Below are 22,753 nucleotides of genomic sequence, written 5' to 3'. Positions count from 1 at the left end.
ACGTGCGTCATCGCGGTTCACTCGTCGTAGGTGATGATCGGAAGCATGCTGTCCCGGTTCAGCGAGTGCCACAGCGCCTGATCTCCCTTCTCGAAGGGCATGACCGGATCGCAGAGCGACTTCGCGTCCAGGTATCCCATCTCGATGAGCTTGGCCAGGCGCGGGATGTCGCGAAGGACGTTGGCGCCGCCATAGGACGCGGAGAGATACTTCTTGCCCTCGTAGTCGAAGGGGCCCGGCGAGCCCGGCCACCACTGCGGGTCGTTGGTCCGCTCGATCCACCCGGTGTGCACGAACGTCCCGCCTCGCCGGGTGGCCTGGTAGCCGTAGCCCAGGGCCGCCGATCCGGTGGTGTCGGCCGGCTTGCCCGTCGTGGGGTCGCCGATCGTCTTGCCCGCGGCCTCGTAGATGTGGTCGGCGCCGCGCCCGTGGTAGAAGCCCACGGACGGCTTCCCACCCGCCGCCATGTTCGGCGTGTCCGGGCCGCACAGCTCCTGGATCTTCTTGACGATGTCGGCGCCGTACTCGTCGGCGTCGAGGACGATGTGCGCCCCCGCGCGCTTGGCGGCCTCCATCCGGTGCGGGATGCGCTCGACCGCGATGATCAGCTGGGCGCCCATCATCTTGGCGGCCTGGATGATGGAGAGACCGAGCGCGCCACAGCCGAGCACGGCGACCTTCGAGGCGATCTCCACCGGCATGCCGAAGAGCGCGAAGCTCCAGCCGGGCCCCGGAACGCAGGCGAGCGAGGCGAGCTCGACGTTGGACAGCGGGGAGTCGAACACCGGCACGACCCAGGACTCGTCGCAGACCGCCAGCTCCGCGAAGCCACCCGTGTGGTCCTGCCACACCGGTGTGCCGTCCTCCAGCTCCGCGAACGGCGGGGCTTCCTGCGTGGCGAAGTCCAGGTCGTTCTTGTGGCCGCAGGCGTGCCATTCGCCGCGCACGCAGCTGTAGCACGTACCGCAGCTCGGCAGCACCGGCGTCACGACCCGGTCGCCGACCTTGACCCGCCGGACCTGGGAACCGACCTCGACGACGACCCCCATGGCACCGTGGCCCGGGCTCCTGGCCTTGCCGTGGTGCGCGGGCAGGTCCGCGATGTTCGGCACGAGCGTGTAACAGGCCTGTGCCGCGAGGTTGCGGATCACCACGTCGGTCGGTCGCCTCGGCCGCAGCCTGAGGCCCCGGATCTCGAACCAGTCCTGGTATCGCACCCAGCCCTTGAACTCGCCGGACTGGTTGCCGGGGTATCCGACCGCAGCCGCTGGATTGATTGATTGGTCCGTCATGTACAGCCTTCCTTAGTTCCCACCGGTTCGAGCACCTGCCCGGCCGTGACCGCGGCCGGTTACTTCCACTGCCTCGGGGTCAGGTCGCCGCGTTCTTCAGCGCGGCCCGGACGTCGACCGGCTCCCACCACGGAGCGAGCCCGAGGTCTTCCGCGATGATCCGAGAGACGATGTAGCCGGCGCCCCCCGAGATCGCACCACCCGGATGCGTGGGCGACCCGGCCATGTACAGGCCGTCGATGGGGGTCCGGTAGCCGAAGTGGTTCCACATGCTCTGCTCGCCCGCGAAGGACCCCATGAAGATGTCGCCCCGCGTCATGTTGATCAGCTGGCGGCTGTAGTCGTTCGCCGTGTGGGTCCAGGCGTGCAGGATGTTGTCGCGGGTCATGTTCGGCGCGTACTCGCGCCACTTGTCGAGAACGCGCTCGGTGAACTCCGCCTTGACCGGCTCGATGTTCTCCGGGCTTCCGCCGGGTGCGAACGGCATCACGTGCCAGGCGTACGCGGTGTGGTGTCCGGGCGGGGCCTGCGACGGGTCGAACTGCGTGATGTGCCCGGTGCCGAATGAGATGTGCTCGGGGACCTTGCCCGCGGCCACCTCGTCGTGCAGCGCGAACAGTTCCTCGATGCTCTCGCATCCGACGTTGTACTTGAGCGCCTTGTTCACGTTCGGATCGAAGTCCGAGCCGAGGTAGTCGGGCGCCTCGCGCAGTGCGAGGTGCACGCCGAACAGCGTCCAGGCCGTCTGCTTGAACTTCTCGACCTTCTCCCGGTACGCGACGGGCAACTGGTCCGGGCCGACGAGCCTGGTGAAGGTCTGCGGGACGTCGAGGGTGCTCGCCACGAACCGCCGTGCGGTGAGGCTGCGCCCGTCGACCAGTTCGACACCGGTCGCCCTGTTGCCGTCGACGACGATGCGCTCCACCTCGGCGTGGTTGATGAAGGTGCCACCGGCCCGGATGAAACTCTCCATCAGCCCGCGTGCCAGGTTCCAGCTCCCACCGACGCACACCTGGTAGCCGGCGGCGAGGTCGAAGCCGCGGATCGCCGCTCCCATCGGGCTGCGCTGGCTCACCGCGTCGTAGAGGACGGTGCCGAAGATCGAGAGCTTGAAGAGCATCAGCAGCTTGACGCGCTCGTTCTCGAACAGCTCGTTCATCAGGTCCAGCGGCTGCCGTTCGATGATGTCAAGGAAGTCGCGCCCGACGGCGGTGCCCGAGAGCAGCTCGTTGCGCTCGTCCTCGTCGAGGGGCTCGGAGTAGCGCTCGGCCAGGAAGATCGCGTCACTGATGGCGTCGGCGCGACGGTTCCACTCGCGGAAGGTCTTGGCATCGCGCTGCGAGAACCGGCCGATCGACGCGCAGGTCTCGTCGACGTCACGGGAGAAGACCAGCGACGTGCCGTCGGCATGCGGCTGGGCGAAGTCAAACCGCGGCGTCTCATACCGTACGGTCGCCGCCAGGCCGAGGTCGCGATACCACGGCGTCTCGGTGATGTTGAAATGATTGATGGAATGCGGATTCTGGTAGAACCCGGGCGGTCCGGGCTCGATGGTGCTCAAGCCGCCACCGAACATCATGCGCCGTTCCAGAACCGCGATCTTGAGCCCAAGCTTCGACAGGTAGCTGCCCAGAACCAGGCCGTGCTGGCCGGACCCGATGATGATTCCGTCATATTCACCGTTAATGGGAACCGCCCCCTAGCTCGAACTGGATGTAGACGTTCTTCTGCTGGGTGTAGGAGTAGAGCTCCTCGACCCCTTCCTCACGACCCACGCCGCTGTTCTTGAATCCGCCGAACGGCGCGCCCGGGATGTGGATCGAGCTCGTGTTGACCCAGACGTAGCCGGCCTCCAGATCCCGGGTCGCCCGCATGGCCGTGCTCAGGTCCGTGGTCCACACGCTGGCCGTCAACCCCAGCGGGAGCCGGTTCGCGCGGGCGATCACCTCGTCGTACTCTTCGAACGGCAGGACCGACAGCACCGGGCCGAAGATCTCCTCGTTCAGCAGCGGCGAGTCGCAGTCACCCTCGTCGAAGGCGAAGACGGTCGGGCGTACGAAGAGGCCGGCATCGGGGCCTTCGACGTCGCCGCCCGCGATCAGGCGCGCTCGCGGGTCGGCGGTTCCCGCCTCGATGAACCGGACGACCCGGTCGTACTGCGACCTGCACACGATGGCGCCCACGTCGGTTTCATCGTTCTGCGGGTCGCCGATCTGAAGCTTCTCGACCCCCACCTTCAACCGGTCGAGAAACTCGTGCCACAGGCTGCGGTGCACGTACACCCGTGAGGTCGACCCGCAGCTCTGCCCCTGCCAGGTGAAGTTCATCCCGCGGATCGCCCCGGCGACGGCCGCGTCGAGGTCCGCGTCGGGGAAGACCAGCAGCGGGTTCTTGCCGCCCAGCTCCAGCGTCACCGTCTTCACGCGGTCCGTGGCGGCCTGCCGCTGAATGCCCAGTCCGGTCTGGACGCTGCCCGTGAAGGCGATCCTGGTGACGTCGGGATGCGTCGTCAGGCGCGCGCCGACGGTGGCGCCGAGCCCGGTGACCACGTTCACCACCCCGGGCGGCAGGATCTCGGCGCACAGCTCACCGATGCGCAGTGCCGACAGCGACGTGTGCTCGGAGGGCTTGAGGACCACCGTGTTGCCGGCGACGAGCGGTGCGGCGATCTTCGTCGCGGCGAACATCATCGGATGGTTGAAGGGCACGATCCGCCCGACGACGCCGAACGGTTCGTGCACGGTGTAGTTCAGCCCTCCCGCGGGCGGGGGGATCGACTGTCCGCGCAGCTCAAGCGCCAGCCCTGCGAAGTAGCGCAGCTGGGTGGTCGCGAGGCGGATGTCGTTGCGCAGCATGCTGATCGGCGTGCCGTTGTCGATCGAGTCGATCCGGGCGAGTTCCTCGCCGTGCGTCTCAACCGCGTCGGCTATCTCGTTGAGCAGGCGAGCACGCACGACGGCCGGAGTGCGCCTCCACCCGTCGAACGCGTTTTTCGCCGCCGCGACGGCCGCGTCGACATCCGCCTCCGTGGCCGCCGGAATCGTCGTGACGACCTGACCGGTGGCCGGGTTGACGACCTCCAGCCTGCCTCCGTCGACGGCGCCGACCGGCTGGTTATCGATGATCATGAACCATTCCCGGTCGACGACAGCCGTGGCGTCGGGTGGTCTCATCATCCGCGTCTCGCTCCTCCCACTCACGATCAGCCGAGGTGTCCTGGGCGTCGCGTCGGACCAGCGGGAACGCGGGCCGTTGCGGGCCCGGCCTGACCGCTGATCTGGCGACGTGTTTTCCCTGAAGCCTTGCGTTCTACAGTGGAGAACGGTAGACCGTCATGCAGAACACCATGGATGTTAAGCACGCGTGTCGCCCACCGTCAAGGCATCCCTTTCTTGACCATTTGGGGTCAAATCGACCCACTGTGCGGCGGCGAGTTACAAAGAGATAGGAGACATCTGGTGGACTCTATGGAGCAGTCTGCTCTCCATGACCGAAATGCCCGGACAGCGTCCGGGCCCGACCCGGCCGGCAAGGTCGGCATCATCACCGGCGCGGCCCAGGGCATCGGCCGTACCTTCGCACGCGCCTTCGCCGAATCCGGGTCCCGCGTCGTCGTCGCCGACCGCGACACCGACGGTGCCGAATCCACCGCGGCCGAGCTGCGCAAGGACGGTCACGACGCCATGGCGGTGACCGTCGACGTCGCCGACGAACAGAGCGTCGACATGTTGCTCCGCCTGACTCTCGAGACCTACGGGCGGGTCGACACACTCGTGAACAACGCCGCGATCTTCTCGACCATCGTGATGAAGCCCTTCGACGAGATCAGCCCGGCGGAGTGGCGGCAGGTCGTCGACGTCAACCTGACCGGCGTGTTCCTCTGCTGCCGTGCGGTCGGCGCCCACCTGCGGGCCCAGCGCGGCGGCAGCATCATCAACGTCTCCTCGGCGGCCGTGCTCCAGGGGCGGCCGAACTACCTGCACTACGTGGCGTCCAAGGCAGGCGTGGTGGGTCTGACCCGATCGCTGGCGCGCGAGCTGGGCGCCGCGGATGTCACCGTCAACGCCCTGATGCCCGGCTCGGTGGACACCGGCATCCCCCGCGACTCCGTCAAGCCCGGCCAGGCCGAGCAGATCATCGCCGGCCAGGCCCTGCACCGGCGCCTGCGGTCGGACGACATCGCCGGTACGGCGGTCTTCCTCGCGTCCGACGCCGCGCGCACGATCACGGGACAGAGCATCGTCATCGACGGAGGGATGAATTTCCTGTGAGCTCGTCTCGATCGAACGTGCATCTCACCCTTGCGATCAATGACTCCGACCAGGTTCGCGATCTGGTGTCAGGATCTGTGCCGGTGAACGGCGTCGACCTGACCTGCCTTCTTCTTGAGGTCGAGGAGATCTTCTTCAGGTTCACCAAGTTCAGGGAATGGGACATCTCGGAGATGTCGCTGGGCAAGTACTGCTCGCTGCGCGCCCGGGGCGACGACTCCCTCGTCGGACTGCCGGTGTTCCCGTCCCGTTCCTTCCGGCACTCCGGCATCTTCGTCCGCGCGGACGGACCCGTGGACGATCCGGCCAAGCTCGCCGGGGCGCGGATCGGCCTCCCGGAATGGACGGTGACCGCGACCGTCTACCAGCGGGCACTGCTGCAGCACGAATTCGGCGTGGACCTGGCCGGCGTCACCTGGGTACAGGGCGGGATCAACGAGCCCGGACGCATCGAGACGCTGCCCGTCGGACTGCCCGACGGCATCACGGTCCGACCCGAACGGCAACGGTCGCTGAACCGGCTGCTGCTCGACGGCGAGCTGGACGCGATCATGGTGCCCCACCCGCCCACCGCGTTCGAGGACCGCTCGGGGCGCATCGTCCAGCTTTTCCGCGACGGCCCCGCGATCGAGGAAGAGTACTACCGGAGGACCGGCATCTTCCCGATCATGCACCTGGTGGTGCTGCGTCGCGAGGTGCACGAGCAGTATCCGTGGGTGGCCCAGAACCTCGTCACGGCGTTCACCACCGCCAAGGACCGGAGTCTGGCCAGGCTGCTCAGCCCGACCGCGCCGCACTTCCCCCTGCCCTGGGGACCGGACCGTGCCCGGATGGCGGAGAAGGTCTTCGGTCGGGATCTGTGGCCGTACGGAACGGCGCCGAACCGCACGACCCTTGAGGCGTTCCTCCGTTACGCCCACGAGCAGGGAGTCTGTGAGCGCCTGCTCACCTCCGACGACCTCTTCCCCGCGTCGATCGCCGAATCCCACGTGATCTGAGATCGGTCGTCCGCGGGTGACGAGGCGGTACGGACCTGCGAGACGTGAAGCGTCCGGACGTTGGCGGCAAACGGAAGCTCCCCGGCTGGTGACCCGCGGAACCGTGTCACTAGGCGGGGAGTACGGCGCTGATTCTGTCCGCGCCTTCCGTCAGCACCCTGGCGATGTTGGCCACCGCGTCCTTGTCCAGCCGGGACGGTGGCGCCGAGATGGCCAGCGCGGCGCGCACGTTGCCGCTCGCACCTCGCACGGGCACCGCGACCGACCACACCTCGTCCTCGCTTTCCCCGAAGTTGGACGCGTATCCCAACTCGCGGACCCGCACCAGATGCGCCTCAAGGTCACGCCGACTCGTCAGGGTCAGACCCGTCAGGGGAGCGAGCTTGGTCTGAGGGAGCAGGCGCCGGACCTCGTCCGGCTCCAGCCCGGCAAGAAGCACCTTGCCCGACGCCGTGGCGTGCGCGGGGAGGACCATCCCTGTCCGTGAGCCGACGCGCAACGACTTTGTCGTCTCGATCGACTCGACGAAAAAGATGTCGGAGCCGCGCAGGATGCTGATGTGCACCGTCTCCCCGAGCTGCCGGACCATGTCCTCCATGATCGGACGGGCGACCACCCGGAGGTCCAATCCACCCACGAGTGACACGGCCATGCCGATCAGCTCGGGCCCGGCCGTGTAAGCCTTCGATTCTGGATCTTGACTTACGAAGCCGTGATACTGCAGCATCTGCATCAATCGGTGTGCCGTCGATCGGGCGACCCCGATGTCCCGGCCGGCCTCGGCCACCCGGACGGATTTCTGCCTGCCGAAGAGCCGGAGCAGACGCAGCGCGTTGTCCACTGATCCGATGGGGTAATTCGGCACATCCTCGGATCCGGGATGCTCCATCGCGTCACCAGCCCGTTCTGTAGCCATCACCGCGCACCAGTGTCTCCAGCGTCTGGGAGAGCCGGTTTTGTATGCCTCAATTCTAGCATTGCAGAACCCTATCCCACCTAGCAGAACGCATAATGTCGTCGTGGTGAACCCGGCCGGCCGCCGGCCGACACCCTGATCCGGCCACACCGCCGAAGCTCACCCGACCGCCACCGGCCGGGCTTTCAGCATGCCCCTTCACGGGGCCGGCGAACACTTGCCCACTGTTCGCTCACCATTTGCGCCCTATTTGCCGAGATGCCCGAAACTTCTGGGCGAGTACTGCTCATTGTCTGCTGTGGGCCCTGCGAAGAGGACATCAACGTTGCATAAGAATTGGCGTGCGCCAATCACATTGATAGTCGCGTCCCTGGCGGCTGTCCCGTTTCTCGTCGCGGGGACGCCCGCCTCGGCGGACGACCTGGTTCCGTCCACCGTGAAGATCAATGAGGTCGAGTCCAACGGCGGCACCCCCGGCGACTGGATCGAACTTCTCAACACCGGTGCAACCCCCGTCGACGTGTCCGGCTGGGTCCTGAAGGACAACGACGACACCCACGCCTTCACCATCGCCGCCGGCAGTACGGTGGCCGCCGGTGCCTTCCTGGCCCTCGACGTCGACCCGGTCTTCGGCCTGGGCGCCGCCGACTCCGCCCGCCTGTTCCTGCCCGACGCCACCACCGTCGTCGACTCCTACAGCTGGACCGCCCACGCGGCCACCACCTACGGCCGATGCCCTGACGGCACCGGCACTTTCGCGACCACCACGACGCCGACCAAGGGCGCGGCCAACGACTGCGGAACCCCCTCATCGGTCGTGAAGATCAATGAGGTCGAGTCCAACGGCGGCACGCCGGGTGACTGGGTCGAACTCGTCAACACCGGTGCGGCTCCCGTCGATGTGTCCGGCTGGGTCGTCAAGGACAACGACGACACCCACGCCTACACGGTCGCGGCGGGTACCACGGTGGCCGCCGGTGCCTTCCTGGCACTTGATGTCGACCCGGTCTTCGGCCTGGGCGGCGCGGACTCCGCCCGCCTGTTCCTGCCGGATGCCACCACGCTTGTCGACTCCTACAGCTGGACCGCCCACGCCGCGACGACCTACGGCCGGTGCCCGAATGGCACCGGCGCGTTCGTGACCGTCACGACGTCGACCAAGGGCGCGGCGAATGACTGCGGCACCCCGTCACCGGCCGTGAAGATCAACGAGGTCGAGTCCAACGGCGGCACCCCCGGCGACTGGATCGAACTCCTCAACACGGGCGCAACCCCCGTCGACGTGTCCGGCTGGGTCCTCAAGGACAACGACGACACCCACGCCTTCACCATCGCGGCGGGTACCACGGTCGCCGCCGGTGCCTTCCTGGCCCTCGACGTCGACCCGGTCTTCGGCCTGGGCGCCGCCGACTCCGCCCGCCTGTTCCTGCCCGACGCCACCACCCTCGTCGACTCCTACAGCTGGACCGCCCACGCGGCCACGACCTACGGCCGATGCCCCGACGGCACCGGCGCCTTCGTCAACACCACAACACCGACCAAGGGCGCGGCGAACGCGTGCCCCGGTCAGGTTTCCGCCTCGCCGTGGCCGGGTGGCGCGGCGGTGGCCACCGCCGACGACGCCAACGTGTTCAGCACCAACATGAGCGGCCTGGCCTACGAGGCATCCGGCGACGCGACGCCCGGTGTGCTCTGGGCGGTGAAGAACGGTCCCGGCACGCTGTACCGCCTGGAGTGGGACGGGACCAAGTGGACACCCGCCACGACCGACGGCTGGAACGCCGGCAAGGCGCTGCACTACCCGGACGGCACCGGCGATCTCGACTCCGAGGGCGTGACCCTGACCGGAGCCGGTCCGGCCGGCGGCGTGTTCGTCTCGACCGAACGCAACAACGGCAACAGCGGCGTCAGCCGGCCCGAGGTGCTGCGCTTCGACCCCCTTGGTACGGCGACCAGCCTCACCGCCACGAAGGAGTGGAACCTCACCGCGGACCTGCCGGCGGTGGCCGCGAACAGCGGGCTGGAGGCGATCTCCTGGATCCCCGACTCGTTCCTGACCTCGCACGGCTTCCTCGACGAGCACACCGGCGCGGCCTATGAGCCGGCCACCTACCCGGGCCACGGCGACGGCCTGTTCTTCGTCGGCCTCGAAGCCAACGGCACCGTCTACGCCTACGCGCTCGACCAGAACGGCAGTGGATTCACCCGGGTCGCCACGATCACGAGCGGGTTCCCCGGCGTGATGGACCTCGAATTCGAGCCTGAGACCAACCACCTCTGGGTGGCGTGCGACGACACCTGCAACGGCCGTACCGCGACCCTCGACATCAACGCCGGCGGGAAGTTCGCCGTCACCACCGTGTACGAGCGGCCGAGCTCGATGCCCAACTACAACAACGAGGGATTCGCGATCGCGCCGCAGTCGGAGTGCGTGGACGGTCACAAGCCCGTCTTCTGGTCCGACGACAGCAACGACGACGGGCACGCGCTGCGCAGCGGAACGCTCAACTGCACCGTTCTCGACCTCGACGCGGACGACGACGGCATCAACGACGACGTGGACGTGACGTTCCCGCCGGGTACCTCGCAGGCGGCCAACCCGACCAACGAGACGTTCTCCGACGCACTCGTCGGCGGCACCACGTCGGGCAGGATCCTGAGCCGCAAGGACCGCACGCTCACGGTCTCCGACGCCCGCACCCCCTCGGGCGTACGGGTGAACGCCGGTGCCGGCTCCACCCCCGCGCAGTTCCAGCTGGCCGGTAGCGGCGCGACGGTCTCGCTGGGACGGGGCTCCTACGAGCTCACCGGCTCCGCGAAGACCAGTACGGTCACGACGCTCGACGGCGAGCAGGCGGTCGTCACGGTGAACGTGAACGGCACGCCGATCACGCTGACGGTCGGCAAGGGCGCCTCGGTCACCTACACCGAGGTGTCAGCCAACGGCAAGGTCACCGGGCTGACCGGCATCCAGCGGACCGGGACCGTCGGCGTCCGCGCGGACGGCATGTCCGCGACCGCGTGCGCCGGCATCGCGATCCAGAACGTCATCGTCGCCACGACCGGCAACAACCAGATCGCCGGTACCGGCGACAACGACCTGGTCCTCGGGCGAGGCGGCAACGACACGGTCAACGGCAACGGCGGCAGCGACTGCGTCACGACGGGCAGCGGCAACGACCAGATCACCACGACCGGCGGCGACGACTGGATCGACGCGGGCGGCGGCAACAACGTGGTCCGCGTCGGCGGCGGCGCGAACACCGTGGTGACCGGTTCGGGCAACGACCAGATCACCGCCGGCGACGGCGACGACACGGTCAACGCGGGCGGCGGCAACAACACGGTGACCACCGGCGGCGGCGACGACGCCGTCACGACCGTGAGCGGCAACGACGGCATCGACTGCGGTGCCGGCTCGGACACCGCGCACGCCGGTGGTGGCAACAACACCAACGTCGGCAAGCGGTGCGAGGCGTTCGGGGTCTGACCTCGGTCGATTGATCGCGTAGGGCCGGCCAATTGGCCGGCCCTACTTTTTTCCGCAGCCGGCGCACGCTGCGCCATCGCCGCTCACGGGCCGACGCGGTCGGCGGACGAGGGTGTGCCGAACCTCGCTGTCAATGGTGAGCGACGTGATGCCGTCCAGGCGTTCGATCACCCCTCGTCGGGTTTTGCGACACGCGCCGGACGACGGCTACGGTCGTCCGCATGACCGAACCCTCCTATCTGACCGCCACTCGGGCGTCCTACGACACCGTCGCCGTCGACTACGCGGAGCGCTACGGAAACGCGCTCACGTCGATGCCGCTGACCCGCGCGATGCTGGCCGCGTTCGCCGAACTCGTACGGGCCGCCGGAGACGGGCCGGTCGCCGACATCGGGTGCGGGCCCGGGCATGTGGGGGCGCATCTGAACACGCTGGGAGTGCCGGTGTTCGGCATCGACCTGTCGCCCAAGATGGTCGAGGTCGCCCGGCGGAGGTATCCGGGCCTGCGGTTCCACGAGGGTGCGATGACCGAGCTGGATCTCAAGGACGGCGAGCTGGGCGGCATCGTCGCCTGGTATTCGACCCATCACGTCCCGACGGAGCAGTTGCCGACGGTGTTCGCCGAGTTCCATCGGACGCTGGCACCGGGCGGCCACCTGCTGCTGGGGACTCATGTCGGCGATGAGAACCTGCACTTCCAGGAGGCGTACGGCCACCCGGTGTCCTTCGGTTCCTATCTGCTGCCGCCCGACCGCATCACCGAGTTGCTCGCCGAGGCCGGGCTTGTCGTCAGCGCGCGACTGCTGGAGGAACCCGGCGAGGGACAGAAGAGGCCGCATGTCTGCCTGCTGGCCCGCAAGCCCGAACCGTCGTGACAGGCGGGCTCATCGACGATCGGCACACATGGACACGCTCATGATCGACGCACGTCGGACGCATGAGCCACGATCAAGAGTCGCCCCTCTGCCATGTGCCGAACTGGGGGGCGGGCGGGTCCATCAATTCTCTGAGCCGCTCTGCCCTCTTCACGCAGTCGGAGCAGATGTGTTCCTTGACCGATCTGGCGGTGACCTCCGGTGCCGGCTCCCGGAAAGCACCTGACACCGTCATGCCCAGCGGAAGATTGGTCTCGGGGTCCATCATGATCGTCATGACACTCGCAGGGGTGAAGCTGAAGGTTCGCTTGCACATGTGACATCTGCCGATTGTCGTGATCTGCTCGTCTTCCATAAAGCATCCGCCCTCCTCCGTCGCACCGTACAACGTAGGCCGAGGAGTGGGCCATCTCGCGTACTGGCGGCTCTGCCACCTGTCCGCCTGCCGTCGGCCCGTCTGACCGATCGGGCGGCGGCGCGGTGCGCCGGTGGCTCATGCGCGCTCGGCGTACTCCGGCAGACGACGGGCGACCTCGTCCGGGGAGGGCATGCGGGCGATCTCCTCGGCGATCGTACGGACCGCGTCGGTGTGACCGACCGACGCAAGACTGGCGAACAGCACGCGCATGCCGACGAATCTACGCCCGACAACCCGGAGCCGGGTTTGACGGTTGTCGACTGAGCAGCCGAAGCGGGCAGATCGCCGACTCAGTCACGTCCCGCCCATCGCGGCTCCCTATCGGCAACTTGGTATGGTGCCCAGGTCGCACCGCTTGGGGAGTACGGCAGCGCTCAAGGAAGAGGACCAGACGACGATGCAGGCGTCAGAGGTCCCGCGTGCGGTGGCAGCGGCCATGTCGATCGCCTCGTCACTTGGCCTGACAGCCGACGACGCGATCGTTCTTCATGACTCGAACAAGCTCACTCTGCGTCTGCTGCCCTGTGACGTCCTGGCCCGGGTGGCACCCGTAGCGCATCGGGTCGCACAGTTCGAAATCGATCTTGCTCAGCGGCTCGCCGAATCCGGGTGCCCCGTGGCCGCTCTCGATCCTCGGGTGGAGCCACGCGTTTATGAGCGTGATGGTTACGCGGTCACGCTGTGGACCTACTACGAACCCGTGACGCATCGAGAGGTCTCACCAGCCGACTACGCCAATGCGCTTGAGCGGTTGCATGCCGGCATGCGCAAGCTCGATGTCCCGACGCCGCATTTCACGGATCGGGTCGAGCAGGCTCAACAACTCGTGGCGAGCCGCGACCGTACTCCGGCACTCGCCGACGCGGACCGGGAACTGCTCGGCGACACATTGCGAAACCTGAGGCGAGTGATCGGCGAGCGCGGCGGCTCCGAGCAGTTGCTGCACGGCGAGCCGCACCCGGGCAACGTGCTCACCACGGAGAACGGGCTGCTGTTCATAGATTTCGAGACGTGTTGCCGTGGGCCTGTCGAATTCGACCTCGTCCATGCGCCCGAAGAAGTCAGCGAGCACTATCCGTGTGTCGATCAAGCCTTGCTGCGCGAGTGCCGGATCCTCATGCTGGCAATGATCACAACGTGGCGCTGGGACCGAGGCGACCAATTCCCGAACGGGCGCCGGCTGGGCACAGAGTGGCTCAGCCAGATCCGAACAGCGCTCGACCGCAAAGGGCTGGACACCCATGGCTGACCGCGGGCCGACGGACCCTGCTCCTGCTCCTGTCGATCATCCCGGAGCCCGATCGTCGCCGCCGTCCAGACCGCGGGCGACACTTTTTCAGCCGTTGGTACGGCGGCGGAACAGCCAGGCGGCGAGGATGAACGAGCCGGTCAGCAGGCCGGCGCACCAGGCGAGTGCGATCCAGCCGGTGTTGCCGATCGAGGTCCCGGTCAGCAGGCTCCGGACGGTCTCGATCACCGGAGTGATCGGCTGGTTCTCGCTCACCGCGTGCAAGAACGACGGCATGGTGTGCGTCGGCACGAAGGCGCTGCTGAGATAGGGCAGGAACAGCATGAGGAAGCTCAGCGTGCTGGCCGACTCCACGGACTTCGCGATCACGCCGAGCCCTGCCGCCAGCCATGACAGCGCGAGCACGTAGAGCAGGAGCAGACCGGCCGCCAGCATCCAGTCGGTGACCGTCGCGTTGGGACGGAAGCCCATCGCGATGGCCGCGCCGATGACGATGGTGGTGGACAGCAGGTTCCGGACGACGCTGGCGGCGACGTGTCCTGTGAGAACGGCGGAGCTGCGGATCGGCAACGAGCGCAGCCGGTCGATCATGCTGCTGGTCATGTCGTCCGCGACGGACATCGCGGTGGACGCGGCGCCGTAGCCGGTGCACAGCAGGATGATGCCGGGCACCACGTAGTTGATGTACTGGGTGCCGGTGTCGATGGCCCCGCCGAAGACATAGACGAACAGCGACATCATCAGCAGCGGCAGGACGATCGACATGATCAGCGTGTCGACGTTGCGGCGGCTGAGCCGGATGCTGCGGCCGATCATGGTCAGGGAGTCGCTCACGGCGTTGCGGGCGCCGCCGTGCACAGCGATGGTGGTCATGGTCGTGGTCCTTTCGGAAGCCGGGTCAGACCCGGGCCGGGGTCCGGTCGGTGGTGGTCAGGGACAGGAACACGTCGTCCAGCGTCGGCCGGTGCGACGACACCTTGACCACCGGCACGCCCGCGATCCGCAGGTCGTCCAGCACCCGGTGCAGGTGCTCCGCGCTGCCGTCGGACGGGATGCCCAGCACGAGCGGGTCGGTGCCGCGCGGCGCGTCGAACAGCGCGGCGGCATGGGCCACGTCGGTCTCCGCCGCGAACCGCAGGTCGAGCCGGTCCCCGCCCACCTGGGACTTCAACTCGTCGGTCGTGCCGGACGCGGCGACCTTGCCCCCGTTGATCAGTACGATCCGGTCGGCCAGCCGATCCGCCTCCTCCAGATACTGCGTGGTGAGGACGATCGTCGTCCCCGACGAGACCAGGTCCTTGATGGCGTCCCACATCGTCGTCCGGCTGGACGGGTCGAGGCCGGTGGTCGGCTCGTCCAGGAAGATCACCTTCGGCTGCGAGACCAGGCTCATCGCCAGGTCCAGTCGTCGGCGCATGCCTCCGGAGTAGGTCTTCACTCGTCTGTTCATGGCGTCCACCAGGTCGAACCGTTCCAAGAGGTCCGTGGCGCGGCGGCGAGCGGCGGGTCTGCCCAGGTGCATCAGGCGGCCGATCATGACCAGGTTCTCCCAGCCGGTCTGCTGGTCGTCCACCGCGACGGACTGACCGGTCAGGCTGATCACGCCGCGCACCTTGGTCGCCTCGCGTACGACATCGTGCCCGGCGACCCGCACGCTGCCGAGGTCAGGGCGTAACAGCGTGGTCAGGATGCGGATGGTGGTGGTCTTCCCGGCGCCGTTCGGACCCAGCAGCGCGAAGACCGTACCCTCCGCGACGTGCAGGTCCACCCCCTCCAGAACCTTGGTGGATCCGAAGGCCTTGTGCAGGCCGGTGGCCTCGACGATCATTCGCGCTCCTCGGATGCGATGGCATAATTGCGTATGTGCTACGCCTAAAAGCGTAGCTCATACGCATCGGGGCGCGGAAGGGTGTTCCTAGACTGTGTTCGTGTTCGTGATGAGAGGGACCGGATGACCGACGAGATCGACCTGCCCGCCGAGGTGACCCTGCTCTGGGGGTTGCGCGAGACGGTGCGGCGGGGGCGCAAACCGTCCCTCACGGTCGCCGACATCACGCGGGCCGCGATCGAGGTGGCGGACGCGGAAGGGCTGGCCGCGGTGTCGATGGCCAGGGTCGCCGCCCAGCTCGGCAACTCCACGATGGCGCTGTACCGCTACGTGAAGAGCAAGGACGAGCTGCTCCTGCTGATGTCGGACGCGGCCCTGGACGGACCGCCGGACCTGCCGGACGGCGTGGACTGGCGGACCGGGCTGACGCTGTGGGCACGGGGCGTGCTGCAGGTGCTGCGACGGCACTCGTGGTCCGCGCAGATCCCGATCAGCGGTCCACCGATAGGGCCCAACAACCTCTGGTGGTTCGACCGTGCGCTGCACGCGTTGGGCGACACCGGTCTCACCGAGGAGGACAAGGTCGGCGTCGTGATGGGCCTGCTGACCTTCGTGCACGGCGAGCTCCGGCTGAGCGTCGACCTGGCCAAGGGCTACGCGGAGAACCCCGATGCCTTCGGCCGCCAGTACGGCATGGCCCTCACGCAGGTGGTGGACGCAAAGCGGTTTCCCGCGCTGAGCAAGGTGGTCGTCGCCGGCGTCTTCGAGGGCGAGATCCCCTACGACGAGGAGGCCGAGGGGGAGTTCGTGCTGGGCCTGTACCTGGACGGCGTGGCCGCGTTCATCGAGCGCAGGACCGCCAGGCAGGGGTAGTACCGAAGCCCCGACTTCTACCTCAGCGTGCGACATGGAGGATTGACAGGCAAGTGACGGCTTGCCTATCCTCACCCGCATGGGCGATGTCTTCAAGGCCCTCGCCGATCCCACCCGGCGAACCATCCTTGACGAGCTGACCGAGCGCGACGACCAGACCCTGTTCGAGATCTGTGTCCGCCTGACGAGCCGACATCAGCTGAGCCTGACCCGGCAGGCCGTATCCCAGCATCTGGCGGTGCTGGAGGAGGCCGGGCTGATCACGACGCGCAAGCAGGGGCGGTACAAGTTCCACCACCTCGACACCACCCCCCTGGCCGCCATCTTCGAGCGGTGGCCGGTGACCAGGAAAGGACAGGCACCGTGAAGATCTACGTCACCAGCGTGTTCGTGGACGACCAGCAGAAGGCCCTCGACTTCTACACCGAGGTGCTCGGCTTCACCGTGAAGCACGACATCCCGCTGGGCGAGGCCCGGTGGCTGACGGTCGTCTCACCGGAGGACCCCAAGGGCACGGAGCTGTTGCTGGAGCCGGACGGGCACCCCGCGGTCAAGCCGTACAAGGAGGCGCTGGTCGCCGACGGCATTCCGGCCGCCTCGTTCCAGGTCACGGACGTGCAGGCGGAGCACGAGCGGCTGCGCGGGCTGGGGGTGACGTTCACGCAGGAACCGATGGAGGCAGGGCCGGTGACCATGGCGGTCTTCGACGACACCTGCGGGAACCTGATCCAGATCGTGACCCTGGCCTCGTAGTCCTTTGTCATGATCGGGCGAGGGTTGATCGGTACGCTGCCCGCGTGACTGGGGACAGGGATAAGGATCCGATCGAAGTAGGCATCGATGATCAGAGCTGGGGCGCCACGCGTACCTGGGTGGAGAAGGGTCTGCCCGAGGGGGACCGGGTTGAGCATGTCGAGCGGTTGCGCGGCGGATGGACGTCGGAGATGCGGCGTCTGCACATCACCGGGCCACGCGGCGAACGCTCACTTGTCCTGCGGTCCTTCGTCAAGCCGTTCTTCCGGCAGCATGCCGAAGGACTGCTCACTCGCGAGGCGGACATCCTGACCCTGCTCCGCGGTACGGACGTGTCGGCGGCCACGCTCCACGCCGTCGACGCGACCGCTCAGCACTGCGACCACCCCTCCCTGCTGATGTCCCTGCTCCCCGGCAGCGTGCGGCTGGATGAGGACGGAGCCGAACGGCGCGCCGACCTCCTGGCTCGACAGCTGGTGCTCATCCACCAGGTGCAGGTGACCGAGCGGACCCGCCCGCGCTCCTACCAGGCGTGGACCTCACCCGAGCGCGTCCGTATACCCGAGGTCACCCACCGTCCCGAGCTGTGGCATCGTGCCGTGGACGTCATTCGCCGTGACCCTCCGGACTACCGCGCCTGCTTCCTGCATCGGGACTTCCACCCCGGCAACGTGCTCTTCGCCGAAGACGGCGACGACCTACGGATCAGCGGCATCGTCGACTGGGTGGAGACCTCCTGGGGGCCGGCGGACTTGGACGTGGCCCACTGCTCCACGGCACTGACACTCCTCCACGGCGCCTCTGCCGGGATGCTCTTCGCCGATCGGTACGTCGCCGCCGGCGGCCGGCTGACCGCCGATCCCGCCGCCCACCTGTACTGGCGGATATTGGACGCCCTGGCCTTCGCGCCAGATGCCGAAAAGGTCGCCGGCCCCTGGCACGAGCTCGGACGCATTGATCTGACCTCCACGCTGCTCACCTCCCGGCTGGAGGACTACCTCCAGGAGCTCTTCAACCGTTACGGCTGACGTCACTGCGGAGGCTGGGAGACTCGAACTCCCGATGGCATTGCTGCCAAACCGCATTGGCAGCACGGGGCATGACCGTTCAGGACGGTTCCACCTGGACCAATGCACCTCGGTGGTCCAGGTGGAACGAGCTGGTACGGCGGTGAACTGCAACCCGTGCAGGGTTCGAGCTGCGTGTCACGCATGCCTTGATCAGGCCCACCTCAGCCAAATACGGCCCTGTGGCCGCGTACTGACGATCATTCCGGAGTCGAGCGCCCTCGCCGGAGTCGTAGGGAGATCCACGAGGGACCCGTCAAAAGCCGTCGCCTTGGCCGGGCTCGTCGCCGAGGTCCACGACCTCGGCGTCACCCTCGTCGCGCTCGTCGCGCTCGGGCTTCTTGGGCGCGCAGCTGTTGCAGCCGCCGAACCGGGAGCTGTCCACGGGGTGGAAGGGGGTCTTCTTGATGCCCTTCAGTGCGTCGAGCATGGTGGCCTTCCAGATCCGCCCAGAGATGTCGGCTCCGAAGACCGTGGAGTAGCCCTGGCCGCCAATGGTCACCCCCCTAAGCGGGTGATCGATCGGGCCGCGGGGGTCGCCGAGGCTGACCGCGCCGGCGAGGTCGGGGGTGAACCCGCCGAACCAGGCAGTGTAGGAGTTGTCGGCGGTTCCGGTCTTGCCGGCCGCGGGGCGGCCGATGCCTCCGACGTGGCTCATCGTGCCCCGGGTGAAGACCCCCGACATGATGTCCGTCGCGGCGTCGGCAACGCCCTCGTCGATGGCCTGGCGGCATTTGGGCTCGTAGGTGGTGGTCTTGCCCTCGCGGTCAGTGATCGAGGTGACGGCCATCGGCGCGCAGTACTTGCCCCGCGCCGCGATGGCTGCGTAGGCGGTGGCCACAGTGACCGGGTCCATCTCGTTGACGCCGAGCGTGAAGCTTTCGACCTCCTGCAGCGGCAGGCCGTCCGAACGCTTGATGCCCAGCGCCTTGGCCGTCGTGACCACGTCGCACAGGCCGACGCGCTGCTCCAGCGTCATGAAGAACGTGTTGACCGACTGCTCGGTGCCGGTGCGCAGGGTCAGGAAACCGGCGTCGCCCTCGTCGTTGGTGACGGTGTGGGTGGGATCTCCGCGGGTGCCGCCCTTGCAGTCCTTGAACGACGAGTATCCAGGCGCCCGGTAGCCGCCGGGGGCGTTGAACCCGTCGTTGATCTTGTAGCCCTTATCCAGGGCGGTCAGCAGCGTGAACACCTTGAATGTCGAGCCGGCCTGAAAACCGGTGGCGCCGCCGTGGGCCCTGTCGGCGACGAAGTTGACAGAGGTCTGCTTCTTGCGCTTGTTGTCCCCGAACTTCCTGCTCGTCGCGAGCGCCTTGATCTCTCCGGTGCCCGGTTCGACCAGGGCCTGGGAGGCGACCGGGTAGTCGGTGGGGTACACCTTCGCCCTGATCGCCTTTTCCGCGGCCTCCTGCATCGTCGGGTTGATCGTCGTCTTGATGGTGAGACCGGCGTTGTCGAGGTACTTCTCGCGGGCGTCCCGCGTCTTGCCGAACGCCTTGAAGGCCGGGTTGGTGAGGATGTCCTCGCGCACGTACATGCAGAAGAACGGGTAAGGGCTCGTGCCACACCCGCCCCTGAGCACCTTGGTGCTCTTGTAACCCAGCGGCTTGGCCTTGGCCTCCGCGGCCAGCGCGGGCGTGATCTTCTTCAGCTCCAGCATTCGGCCGATCACCACGTCGCGCCTGGCCAACAGGCGCTCCCTGGCCTTCCTGCCCGCACTGGGAGAGGTCGCATTGGGGTCCTGTACGGCCCCGGCCAGGGTCGCTGCCTGGGCGAGGTCGAGGTCGGAGGCCGAGACGCCGAAGAACTGCTTGGCTGCTGCCTCGATACCGTTGGCCCCGGCGCCGAAGTAGGCGATGTTGAGATACTTCGCGAGGATCTCGTCCTTGGAGTACTTCTGCTCCATGCCCATCGCGTACCGCAGCTCGTTGAGCTTGCGCGCGTAGTTGGCCTCCAGCGCCTTGTCCTGCTCCGCCTTGCTCTCGGCCTTGTTCAGCTGCACCTGCTTGACGTACTGCTGGGTGATGCTGGAACCGCCCTGACTCACCCCGCCGGCCTGCAGGTTCTTGGCCAGCGCGCGGATCGTTCCCTCGATGTCGATCGGCCCATGCTGGTAGAACCGGTAGTCCTCGATCGAGATGATCGCGTCTTGCATGATCTTGGAGACCTTGTCCAGCGGCACGACCACACGGTACGTGTCGTAGAACTGCGCGATCTGCTTGCCATTCGCGTCGAGCACGGTCGACTTCTGGGCAAGCGGAGGTTCCTCCAAATCCTTGGCCTTGAGATCAAGTTCGTCGGTGAGGGCCACCACTCCGAGCCCGATGCCGCCGACCGCCGGTAGCCAGATGCCCGCCACCAGTACGCCCGCCGCGACAGCGATCACGAGGAGAAGAGCGATGCCCTTTCCCAGTCCTGTCCGATTTAACCCCCGATTTGGCATGCGCCAAGATTATTCCGAAAGCACGGAATGCTTCGTACGGTCGTATGAGCAAGTGTCCGCTTCCGGGTCGCCGTCACCCGGGGTCGAAGACGTTCGCATCTGCCTTGCAGGTACCTCACCATCCAACGGCTTTCCGTGGCTTGCCGTGAGTCACCGTGCTGACGGGCACGCGACGGGCACGGGCAAGAAGCGCCGGTACGGGTAGCCGTCGAGGTGGAAATCGATAAGGTGAGATCCATGGATTCCCGAGCCGATCCGGACGGCGGCGATGGTCACCGTAGTCCGCGGGACGTGTTTCTTCGCCTGGTGAATGGGGTCTGCGAAGGGCCGTACGAAAATTTGGCCGACCTCTATGCCGAACAGACCCATGTCACCCACCCGTTTCACCCGCTCAACCCGCCGCCGCTGCTGAGCCGCAGTGAACTGCACGAGCACTTCACCGCGCCGCCGCCGTTTGCCCGGACGCTGAACCGTAAGCCGGTCAACATCATCATCCACGACACCGCTGATCCGGAGGTGATCGTCGCCGAGTTCGCTTACCAGGGGCACGTGGACGAGACAGGAGAGGCGTTCACCGTGCCCTGTGTCTTCGTTCTCCGTATTCGCGACGGGCTCATCGTCGAGTCTCGCGATTACATCGATCACATTGCCAGCGCACGGGCATGGGGCCAGCTCGAAAGCCTCCTGGCCGCGCTGCGCCCATCGAGCGACGTCGACCGCTGAAAGACAGTTGCTGGTGATCGCGGGATCGCGTGCTTGGTCTGCGGCCGAACCAGACACTGGCCGAGGTCGTGCCTCGCTCGGCGCAGCCGCTCACCGCAACCTTGGTTCGCGCCATCTTCGACCAGCCCGACGCCGCCTCCGAGATTCTGTTGGTGTTGGCGGTCTGGTGCGTTCCGGCCGTGTTGCTGTTCTTCCTCATCTACTGGGCGATCCGTCTGGCGATCCGACACGAGAAGCGGCGGATGCCGTCTGCCATCGACCCCGACCGCGAAGCGGCAGCGGGCCGACGACGGAGGTGCAAGTCCGGCTTGACGTGTCCCTGCGCCTGTGCACCTTCCACGGTGCTTGGACGCCAACGGTCACAGCCGGGCTGCTGGGCTTGCCTGGGTCGATGGCGGGTGGAATGGACCTCGAACCCGCGTAGCCAGTTTGGAAGACTTCGGTACGCGATCCGCTGACGTGCGGCGCTCCAGGTCAGAGCGGGTGACGCTCTCTCCGTGAGTCCCCGTGATTCCTTCTGATTGCCCGTCCGTACTGGCGTGCGAGTGGCACGGCCTGACCTTCTGATCCGTAGGTTCCCAAATGATCTCCAGCGGCGTCCGAATCAGTTCGTGGCGCTGGTCGTCGACACCACGGCCGTTCAGACCCGTACGGCTCGATCCGGCGTCGTCCGCTCCGGTGGCTCCCAAGTATGCGCCGACAGCCTCACGGCGATGGGAGGACGATGCGAGCGACCTGCGCCGGATGGGGAGCTGGGCGGCCAGTACCGTCGTCTCATGAGTCAGAGCGGATCTCAGGCCGCCGCGTTCTTCCGCGACGTGGTCGTCTGCAGGAAGGTTTGGACGGTTCGCAACTCGGCTGGGTACCCGGCACCGTTGACGTCAGATGGCCGGAGAAGCATGCCGTTCTGGTCGGCCCGCTTACTTCGGCAACGGTCTTGCTGTCGTGACCTCGGCTGATGCTGCGGAAATGAACGCCTCGACGGCGCAACGCACGTCGTCGCCTCGTTGGGTCAGGGCGGCTTTGTCGTTGGCATCGTGCATGTCGGCGACGATGGCCATGGCGTCCTCTGCCAGCCGCGTGATTTCGGGGTCGTCGGCAAGAAGCCGGACGCGATAGAGCGAATGCCAGGCAGACGCACGAAGTGTGTAGGACGTCGTCTTGGCCTCGTCATAGGCCGTGCTGCTCTTGCTCTCAAAGGCGCGGAGGGTCCGGTTGTACTGCGCAGTTCGGAACTCAAGGACAGTACCGGCGAAACCGCTGTAGACGGCCATACGTTCCTCGCGAAGGCGAGCTGAGATCGTGAACTGTTCGGCCCGCTGAGCGGCTCTCTGCTGGAAGATGTATGTGACGAGCGAACCTAACAAGGTTCCCCCGATCGCAATGAGCCCCGCTATGACGGCTTCCATAAGGGACAGTTGATCACAGCCGCCGCGGTTGCGCCTCCTGTTTGAGCGCCTATCTGGGTGCCGATCTGGGTACCGATCTGGGTGCCGTTCAGGACCTCAACTGAGACGGAAACTGAGACTGAGGGGCCCCGAGTTTTCGGACGGTGGA

20 protein-coding genes are annotated in these 22,753 nt (G+C 67.0%); 10 read left to right on the top strand and 10 right to left on the bottom strand.

Features of this window, described 5'->3' with window-relative positions; genetic code table 11:
- Positions 1 to 17: 17 nt before the first annotated feature.
- From CHC08_RS39195 to CHC08_RS39185, 3 genes are all read right to left on the bottom strand, one after another.
- Positions 18 to 1,292 carry an alcohol dehydrogenase catalytic domain-containing protein gene (locus tag CHC08_RS39195; RefSeq protein ID WP_089212450.1) on the bottom strand — a complete coding sequence of 425 codons (1,275 nt, stop codon included), beginning with the start codon at positions 1,290 to 1,292 and terminating at the stop codon, positions 18 to 20.
- Between the two features lie 79 nt (positions 1,293 to 1,371).
- Positions 1,372 to 2,952: a phytoene desaturase family protein gene (locus tag CHC08_RS39190; protein ID WP_275937238.1), complete on the bottom strand. Its 1,581-nt coding sequence runs from the start codon at positions 2,950 to 2,952 to the stop codon at positions 1,372 to 1,374.
- A gap of 22 nt (positions 2,953 to 2,974) precedes the next feature.
- On the bottom strand, positions 2,975 to 4,468 hold the full coding sequence (locus CHC08_RS39185; protein ID WP_089212448.1) for an aldehyde dehydrogenase family protein: 1,494 nt from the start codon (positions 4,466 to 4,468) through the stop codon (positions 2,975 to 2,977).
- A gap of 291 nt (positions 4,469 to 4,759) precedes the next feature.
- Between CHC08_RS39185 and CHC08_RS39180 the strand changes: the two genes are divergently transcribed.
- Together CHC08_RS39180 and CHC08_RS39175 are read left to right on the top strand one after the other, a co-directional pair.
- Positions 4,760 to 5,563, top strand: coding sequence for an SDR family NAD(P)-dependent oxidoreductase (locus CHC08_RS39180; protein WP_089212447.1), 804 nt, complete (start codon positions 4,760 to 4,762; stop codon positions 5,561 to 5,563).
- 17 nt (positions 5,564 to 5,580) lie between these two features.
- The gene (locus CHC08_RS39175; RefSeq protein WP_218825699.1) at positions 5,581 to 6,561 is read left to right on the top strand and encodes a substrate-binding domain-containing protein; all 981 of its coding nucleotides are present in this window, start codon (positions 5,581 to 5,583) and stop codon (positions 6,559 to 6,561) included.
- Between the two features lie 109 nt (positions 6,562 to 6,670).
- On the opposite strand, the gene CHC08_RS39170 is transcribed toward CHC08_RS39175, so the two are convergent.
- The gene (locus tag CHC08_RS39170; protein ID WP_179282470.1) at positions 6,671 to 7,426 is read right to left on the bottom strand and encodes an IclR family transcriptional regulator; all 756 of its coding nucleotides are present in this window, start codon (positions 7,424 to 7,426) and stop codon (positions 6,671 to 6,673) included.
- A 406-nt stretch (positions 7,427 to 7,832) separates the two neighbouring features.
- Here CHC08_RS39170 and CHC08_RS50960 point away from each other — a divergent pair, with 406 nt between their 5' ends.
- Together CHC08_RS50960 and CHC08_RS39150 are read left to right on the top strand one after the other, a co-directional pair.
- On the top strand, positions 7,833 to 10,967 hold the full coding sequence (locus tag CHC08_RS50960) for a lamin tail domain-containing protein (protein ID WP_218825698.1): 3,135 nt from the start codon (positions 7,833 to 7,835) through the stop codon (positions 10,965 to 10,967).
- Positions 10,968 to 11,188: 221 nt separating this feature from the next.
- Positions 11,189 to 11,842, top strand: coding sequence for a class I SAM-dependent DNA methyltransferase (locus CHC08_RS39150; protein ID WP_089212444.1), 654 nt, complete (start codon positions 11,189 to 11,191; stop codon positions 11,840 to 11,842).
- 73 nt (positions 11,843 to 11,915) lie between these two features.
- On the opposite strand, the gene CHC08_RS39145 is transcribed toward CHC08_RS39150, so the two are convergent.
- Together CHC08_RS39145 and CHC08_RS52615 are read right to left on the bottom strand one after the other, a co-directional pair.
- On the bottom strand, positions 11,916 to 12,197 hold the full coding sequence (locus CHC08_RS39145) for a hypothetical protein (protein WP_089212443.1): 282 nt from the start codon (positions 12,195 to 12,197) through the stop codon (positions 11,916 to 11,918).
- Positions 12,198 to 12,335: 138 nt separating this feature from the next.
- Positions 12,336 to 12,470 (bottom strand): hypothetical protein, encoded by a 135-nt coding sequence (locus CHC08_RS52615; protein WP_275937237.1) that lies wholly within the window; start codon positions 12,468 to 12,470, stop codon positions 12,336 to 12,338.
- Between the two features lie 187 nt (positions 12,471 to 12,657).
- Between CHC08_RS52615 and CHC08_RS39140 the strand changes: the two genes are divergently transcribed.
- Positions 12,658 to 13,509, top strand: coding sequence for a phosphotransferase enzyme family protein (locus CHC08_RS39140; protein ID WP_089212442.1), 852 nt, complete (start codon positions 12,658 to 12,660; stop codon positions 13,507 to 13,509).
- An 87-nt stretch (positions 13,510 to 13,596) separates the two neighbouring features.
- On the opposite strand, the gene CHC08_RS39135 is transcribed toward CHC08_RS39140, so the two are convergent.
- Together CHC08_RS39135 and CHC08_RS39130 are read right to left on the bottom strand one after the other, a co-directional pair.
- On the bottom strand, positions 13,597 to 14,382 hold the full coding sequence (locus CHC08_RS39135; protein WP_089212441.1) for an ABC transporter permease: 786 nt from the start codon (positions 14,380 to 14,382) through the stop codon (positions 13,597 to 13,599).
- 25 nt (positions 14,383 to 14,407) lie between these two features.
- Positions 14,408 to 15,337, bottom strand: a complete 930-nt coding sequence (locus tag CHC08_RS39130; RefSeq protein WP_089212440.1) for an ATP-binding cassette domain-containing protein — start codon at positions 15,335 to 15,337, stop codon at positions 14,408 to 14,410.
- Between the two features lie 123 nt (positions 15,338 to 15,460).
- Here CHC08_RS39130 and CHC08_RS39125 point away from each other — a divergent pair, with 123 nt between their 5' ends.
- The 4 genes from CHC08_RS39125 to CHC08_RS39110 all read left to right on the top strand — a co-directional run bounded on the left by CHC08_RS39125 (position 15,461) and on the right by CHC08_RS39110 (position 17,991).
- Complete coding sequence (locus CHC08_RS39125) at positions 15,461 to 16,210, top strand: TetR/AcrR family transcriptional regulator (RefSeq protein WP_089212439.1); 750 nt, start codon at positions 15,461 to 15,463, stop codon at positions 16,208 to 16,210.
- A 79-nt stretch (positions 16,211 to 16,289) separates the two neighbouring features.
- Positions 16,290 to 16,577, top strand: coding sequence for an ArsR/SmtB family transcription factor (locus CHC08_RS39120; protein WP_089212438.1), 288 nt, complete (start codon positions 16,290 to 16,292; stop codon positions 16,575 to 16,577).
- A complete protein-coding gene (locus tag CHC08_RS39115) occupies positions 16,574 to 16,963 on the top strand; it encodes a VOC family protein (protein WP_089212437.1) in 390 nt (129 codons plus the stop codon). The genes CHC08_RS39120 and CHC08_RS39115 overlap by 4 nt, the downstream gene beginning before the upstream one ends.
- Before the next feature lie 44 nt (positions 16,964 to 17,007).
- A complete protein-coding gene (locus tag CHC08_RS39110) occupies positions 17,008 to 17,991 on the top strand; it encodes a phosphotransferase family protein (protein WP_218825697.1) in 984 nt (327 codons plus the stop codon).
- Positions 17,992 to 18,286: 295 nt separating this feature from the next.
- On the opposite strand, the gene CHC08_RS39105 is transcribed toward CHC08_RS39110, so the two are convergent.
- Positions 18,287 to 20,416, bottom strand: coding sequence for a transglycosylase domain-containing protein (locus CHC08_RS39105; RefSeq protein ID WP_338055727.1), 2,130 nt, complete (start codon positions 20,414 to 20,416; stop codon positions 18,287 to 18,289).
- Between the two features lie 294 nt (positions 20,417 to 20,710).
- Here CHC08_RS39105 and CHC08_RS39100 point away from each other — a divergent pair, with 294 nt between their 5' ends.
- Positions 20,711 to 21,196 (top strand): nuclear transport factor 2 family protein, encoded by a 486-nt coding sequence (locus tag CHC08_RS39100; protein ID WP_089212434.1) that lies wholly within the window; start codon positions 20,711 to 20,713, stop codon positions 21,194 to 21,196.
- 920 nt (positions 21,197 to 22,116) lie between these two features.
- Here the strand turns inward: CHC08_RS39100 and CHC08_RS39095 are convergent.
- A complete protein-coding gene (locus tag CHC08_RS39095) occupies positions 22,117 to 22,605 on the bottom strand; it encodes a hypothetical protein (protein ID WP_089212433.1) in 489 nt (162 codons plus the stop codon).
- Positions 22,606 to 22,753: the final 148 nt, after the last annotated feature.

This window comes from Streptosporangium subroseum (genome assembly GCF_900188345.1).
Classification (GTDB): domain Bacteria; phylum Actinomycetota; class Actinomycetes; order Streptosporangiales; family Streptosporangiaceae; genus Streptosporangium; species Streptosporangium subroseum.
The sequence above is the reverse complement of the archived record's forward strand: the minus strand, read 5'-3'. Positions and strand labels throughout refer to the sequence as shown.

What these genes read in the sequence shown, in the direction of transcription:
- CHC08_RS52615 (WP_275937237.1), bottom strand. Translation starts at nt 12,470, where the DNA reads ATGCGCGTGCTGTTCGCCAGTCTTGCGTCGGTCGGTCACACCGACGCG.
- CHC08_RS39185 (WP_089212448.1), bottom strand. Translation starts at nt 4,468, where the DNA reads ATGATGAGACCACCCGACGCCACGGCTGTCGTCGACCGGGAATGGTTC.
- CHC08_RS39150 (WP_089212444.1), top strand. Translation starts at nt 11,189, where the DNA reads ATGACCGAACCCTCCTATCTGACCGCCACTCGGGCGTCCTACGACACC.
- CHC08_RS39120 (WP_089212438.1), top strand. Translation starts at nt 16,290, where the DNA reads ATGGGCGATGTCTTCAAGGCCCTCGCCGATCCCACCCGGCGAACCATC.
- CHC08_RS39195 (WP_089212450.1), bottom strand. Translation starts at nt 1,292, where the DNA reads ATGACGGACCAATCAATCAATCCAGCGGCTGCGGTCGGATACCCCGGC.
- CHC08_RS39140 (WP_089212442.1), top strand. Translation starts at nt 12,658, where the DNA reads ATGCAGGCGTCAGAGGTCCCGCGTGCGGTGGCAGCGGCCATGTCGATC.
- CHC08_RS39130 (WP_089212440.1), bottom strand. Translation starts at nt 15,337, where the DNA reads ATGATCGTCGAGGCCACCGGCCTGCACAAGGCCTTCGGATCCACCAAG.
- CHC08_RS39180 (WP_089212447.1), top strand. Translation starts at nt 4,760, where the DNA reads ATGGAGCAGTCTGCTCTCCATGACCGAAATGCCCGGACAGCGTCCGGG.
- CHC08_RS39100 (WP_089212434.1), top strand. Translation starts at nt 20,711, where the DNA reads ATGGATTCCCGAGCCGATCCGGACGGCGGCGATGGTCACCGTAGTCCG.
- CHC08_RS39135 (WP_089212441.1), bottom strand. Translation starts at nt 14,382, where the DNA reads ATGACCACCATCGCTGTGCACGGCGGCGCCCGCAACGCCGTGAGCGAC.
- CHC08_RS39125 (WP_089212439.1), top strand. Translation starts at nt 15,461, where the DNA reads ATGACCGACGAGATCGACCTGCCCGCCGAGGTGACCCTGCTCTGGGGG.
- CHC08_RS39145 (WP_089212443.1), bottom strand. Translation starts at nt 12,197, where the DNA reads ATGGAAGACGAGCAGATCACGACAATCGGCAGATGTCACATGTGCAAG.
- CHC08_RS39095 (WP_089212433.1), bottom strand. Translation starts at nt 22,605, where the DNA reads ATGGAAGCCGTCATAGCGGGGCTCATTGCGATCGGGGGAACCTTGTTA.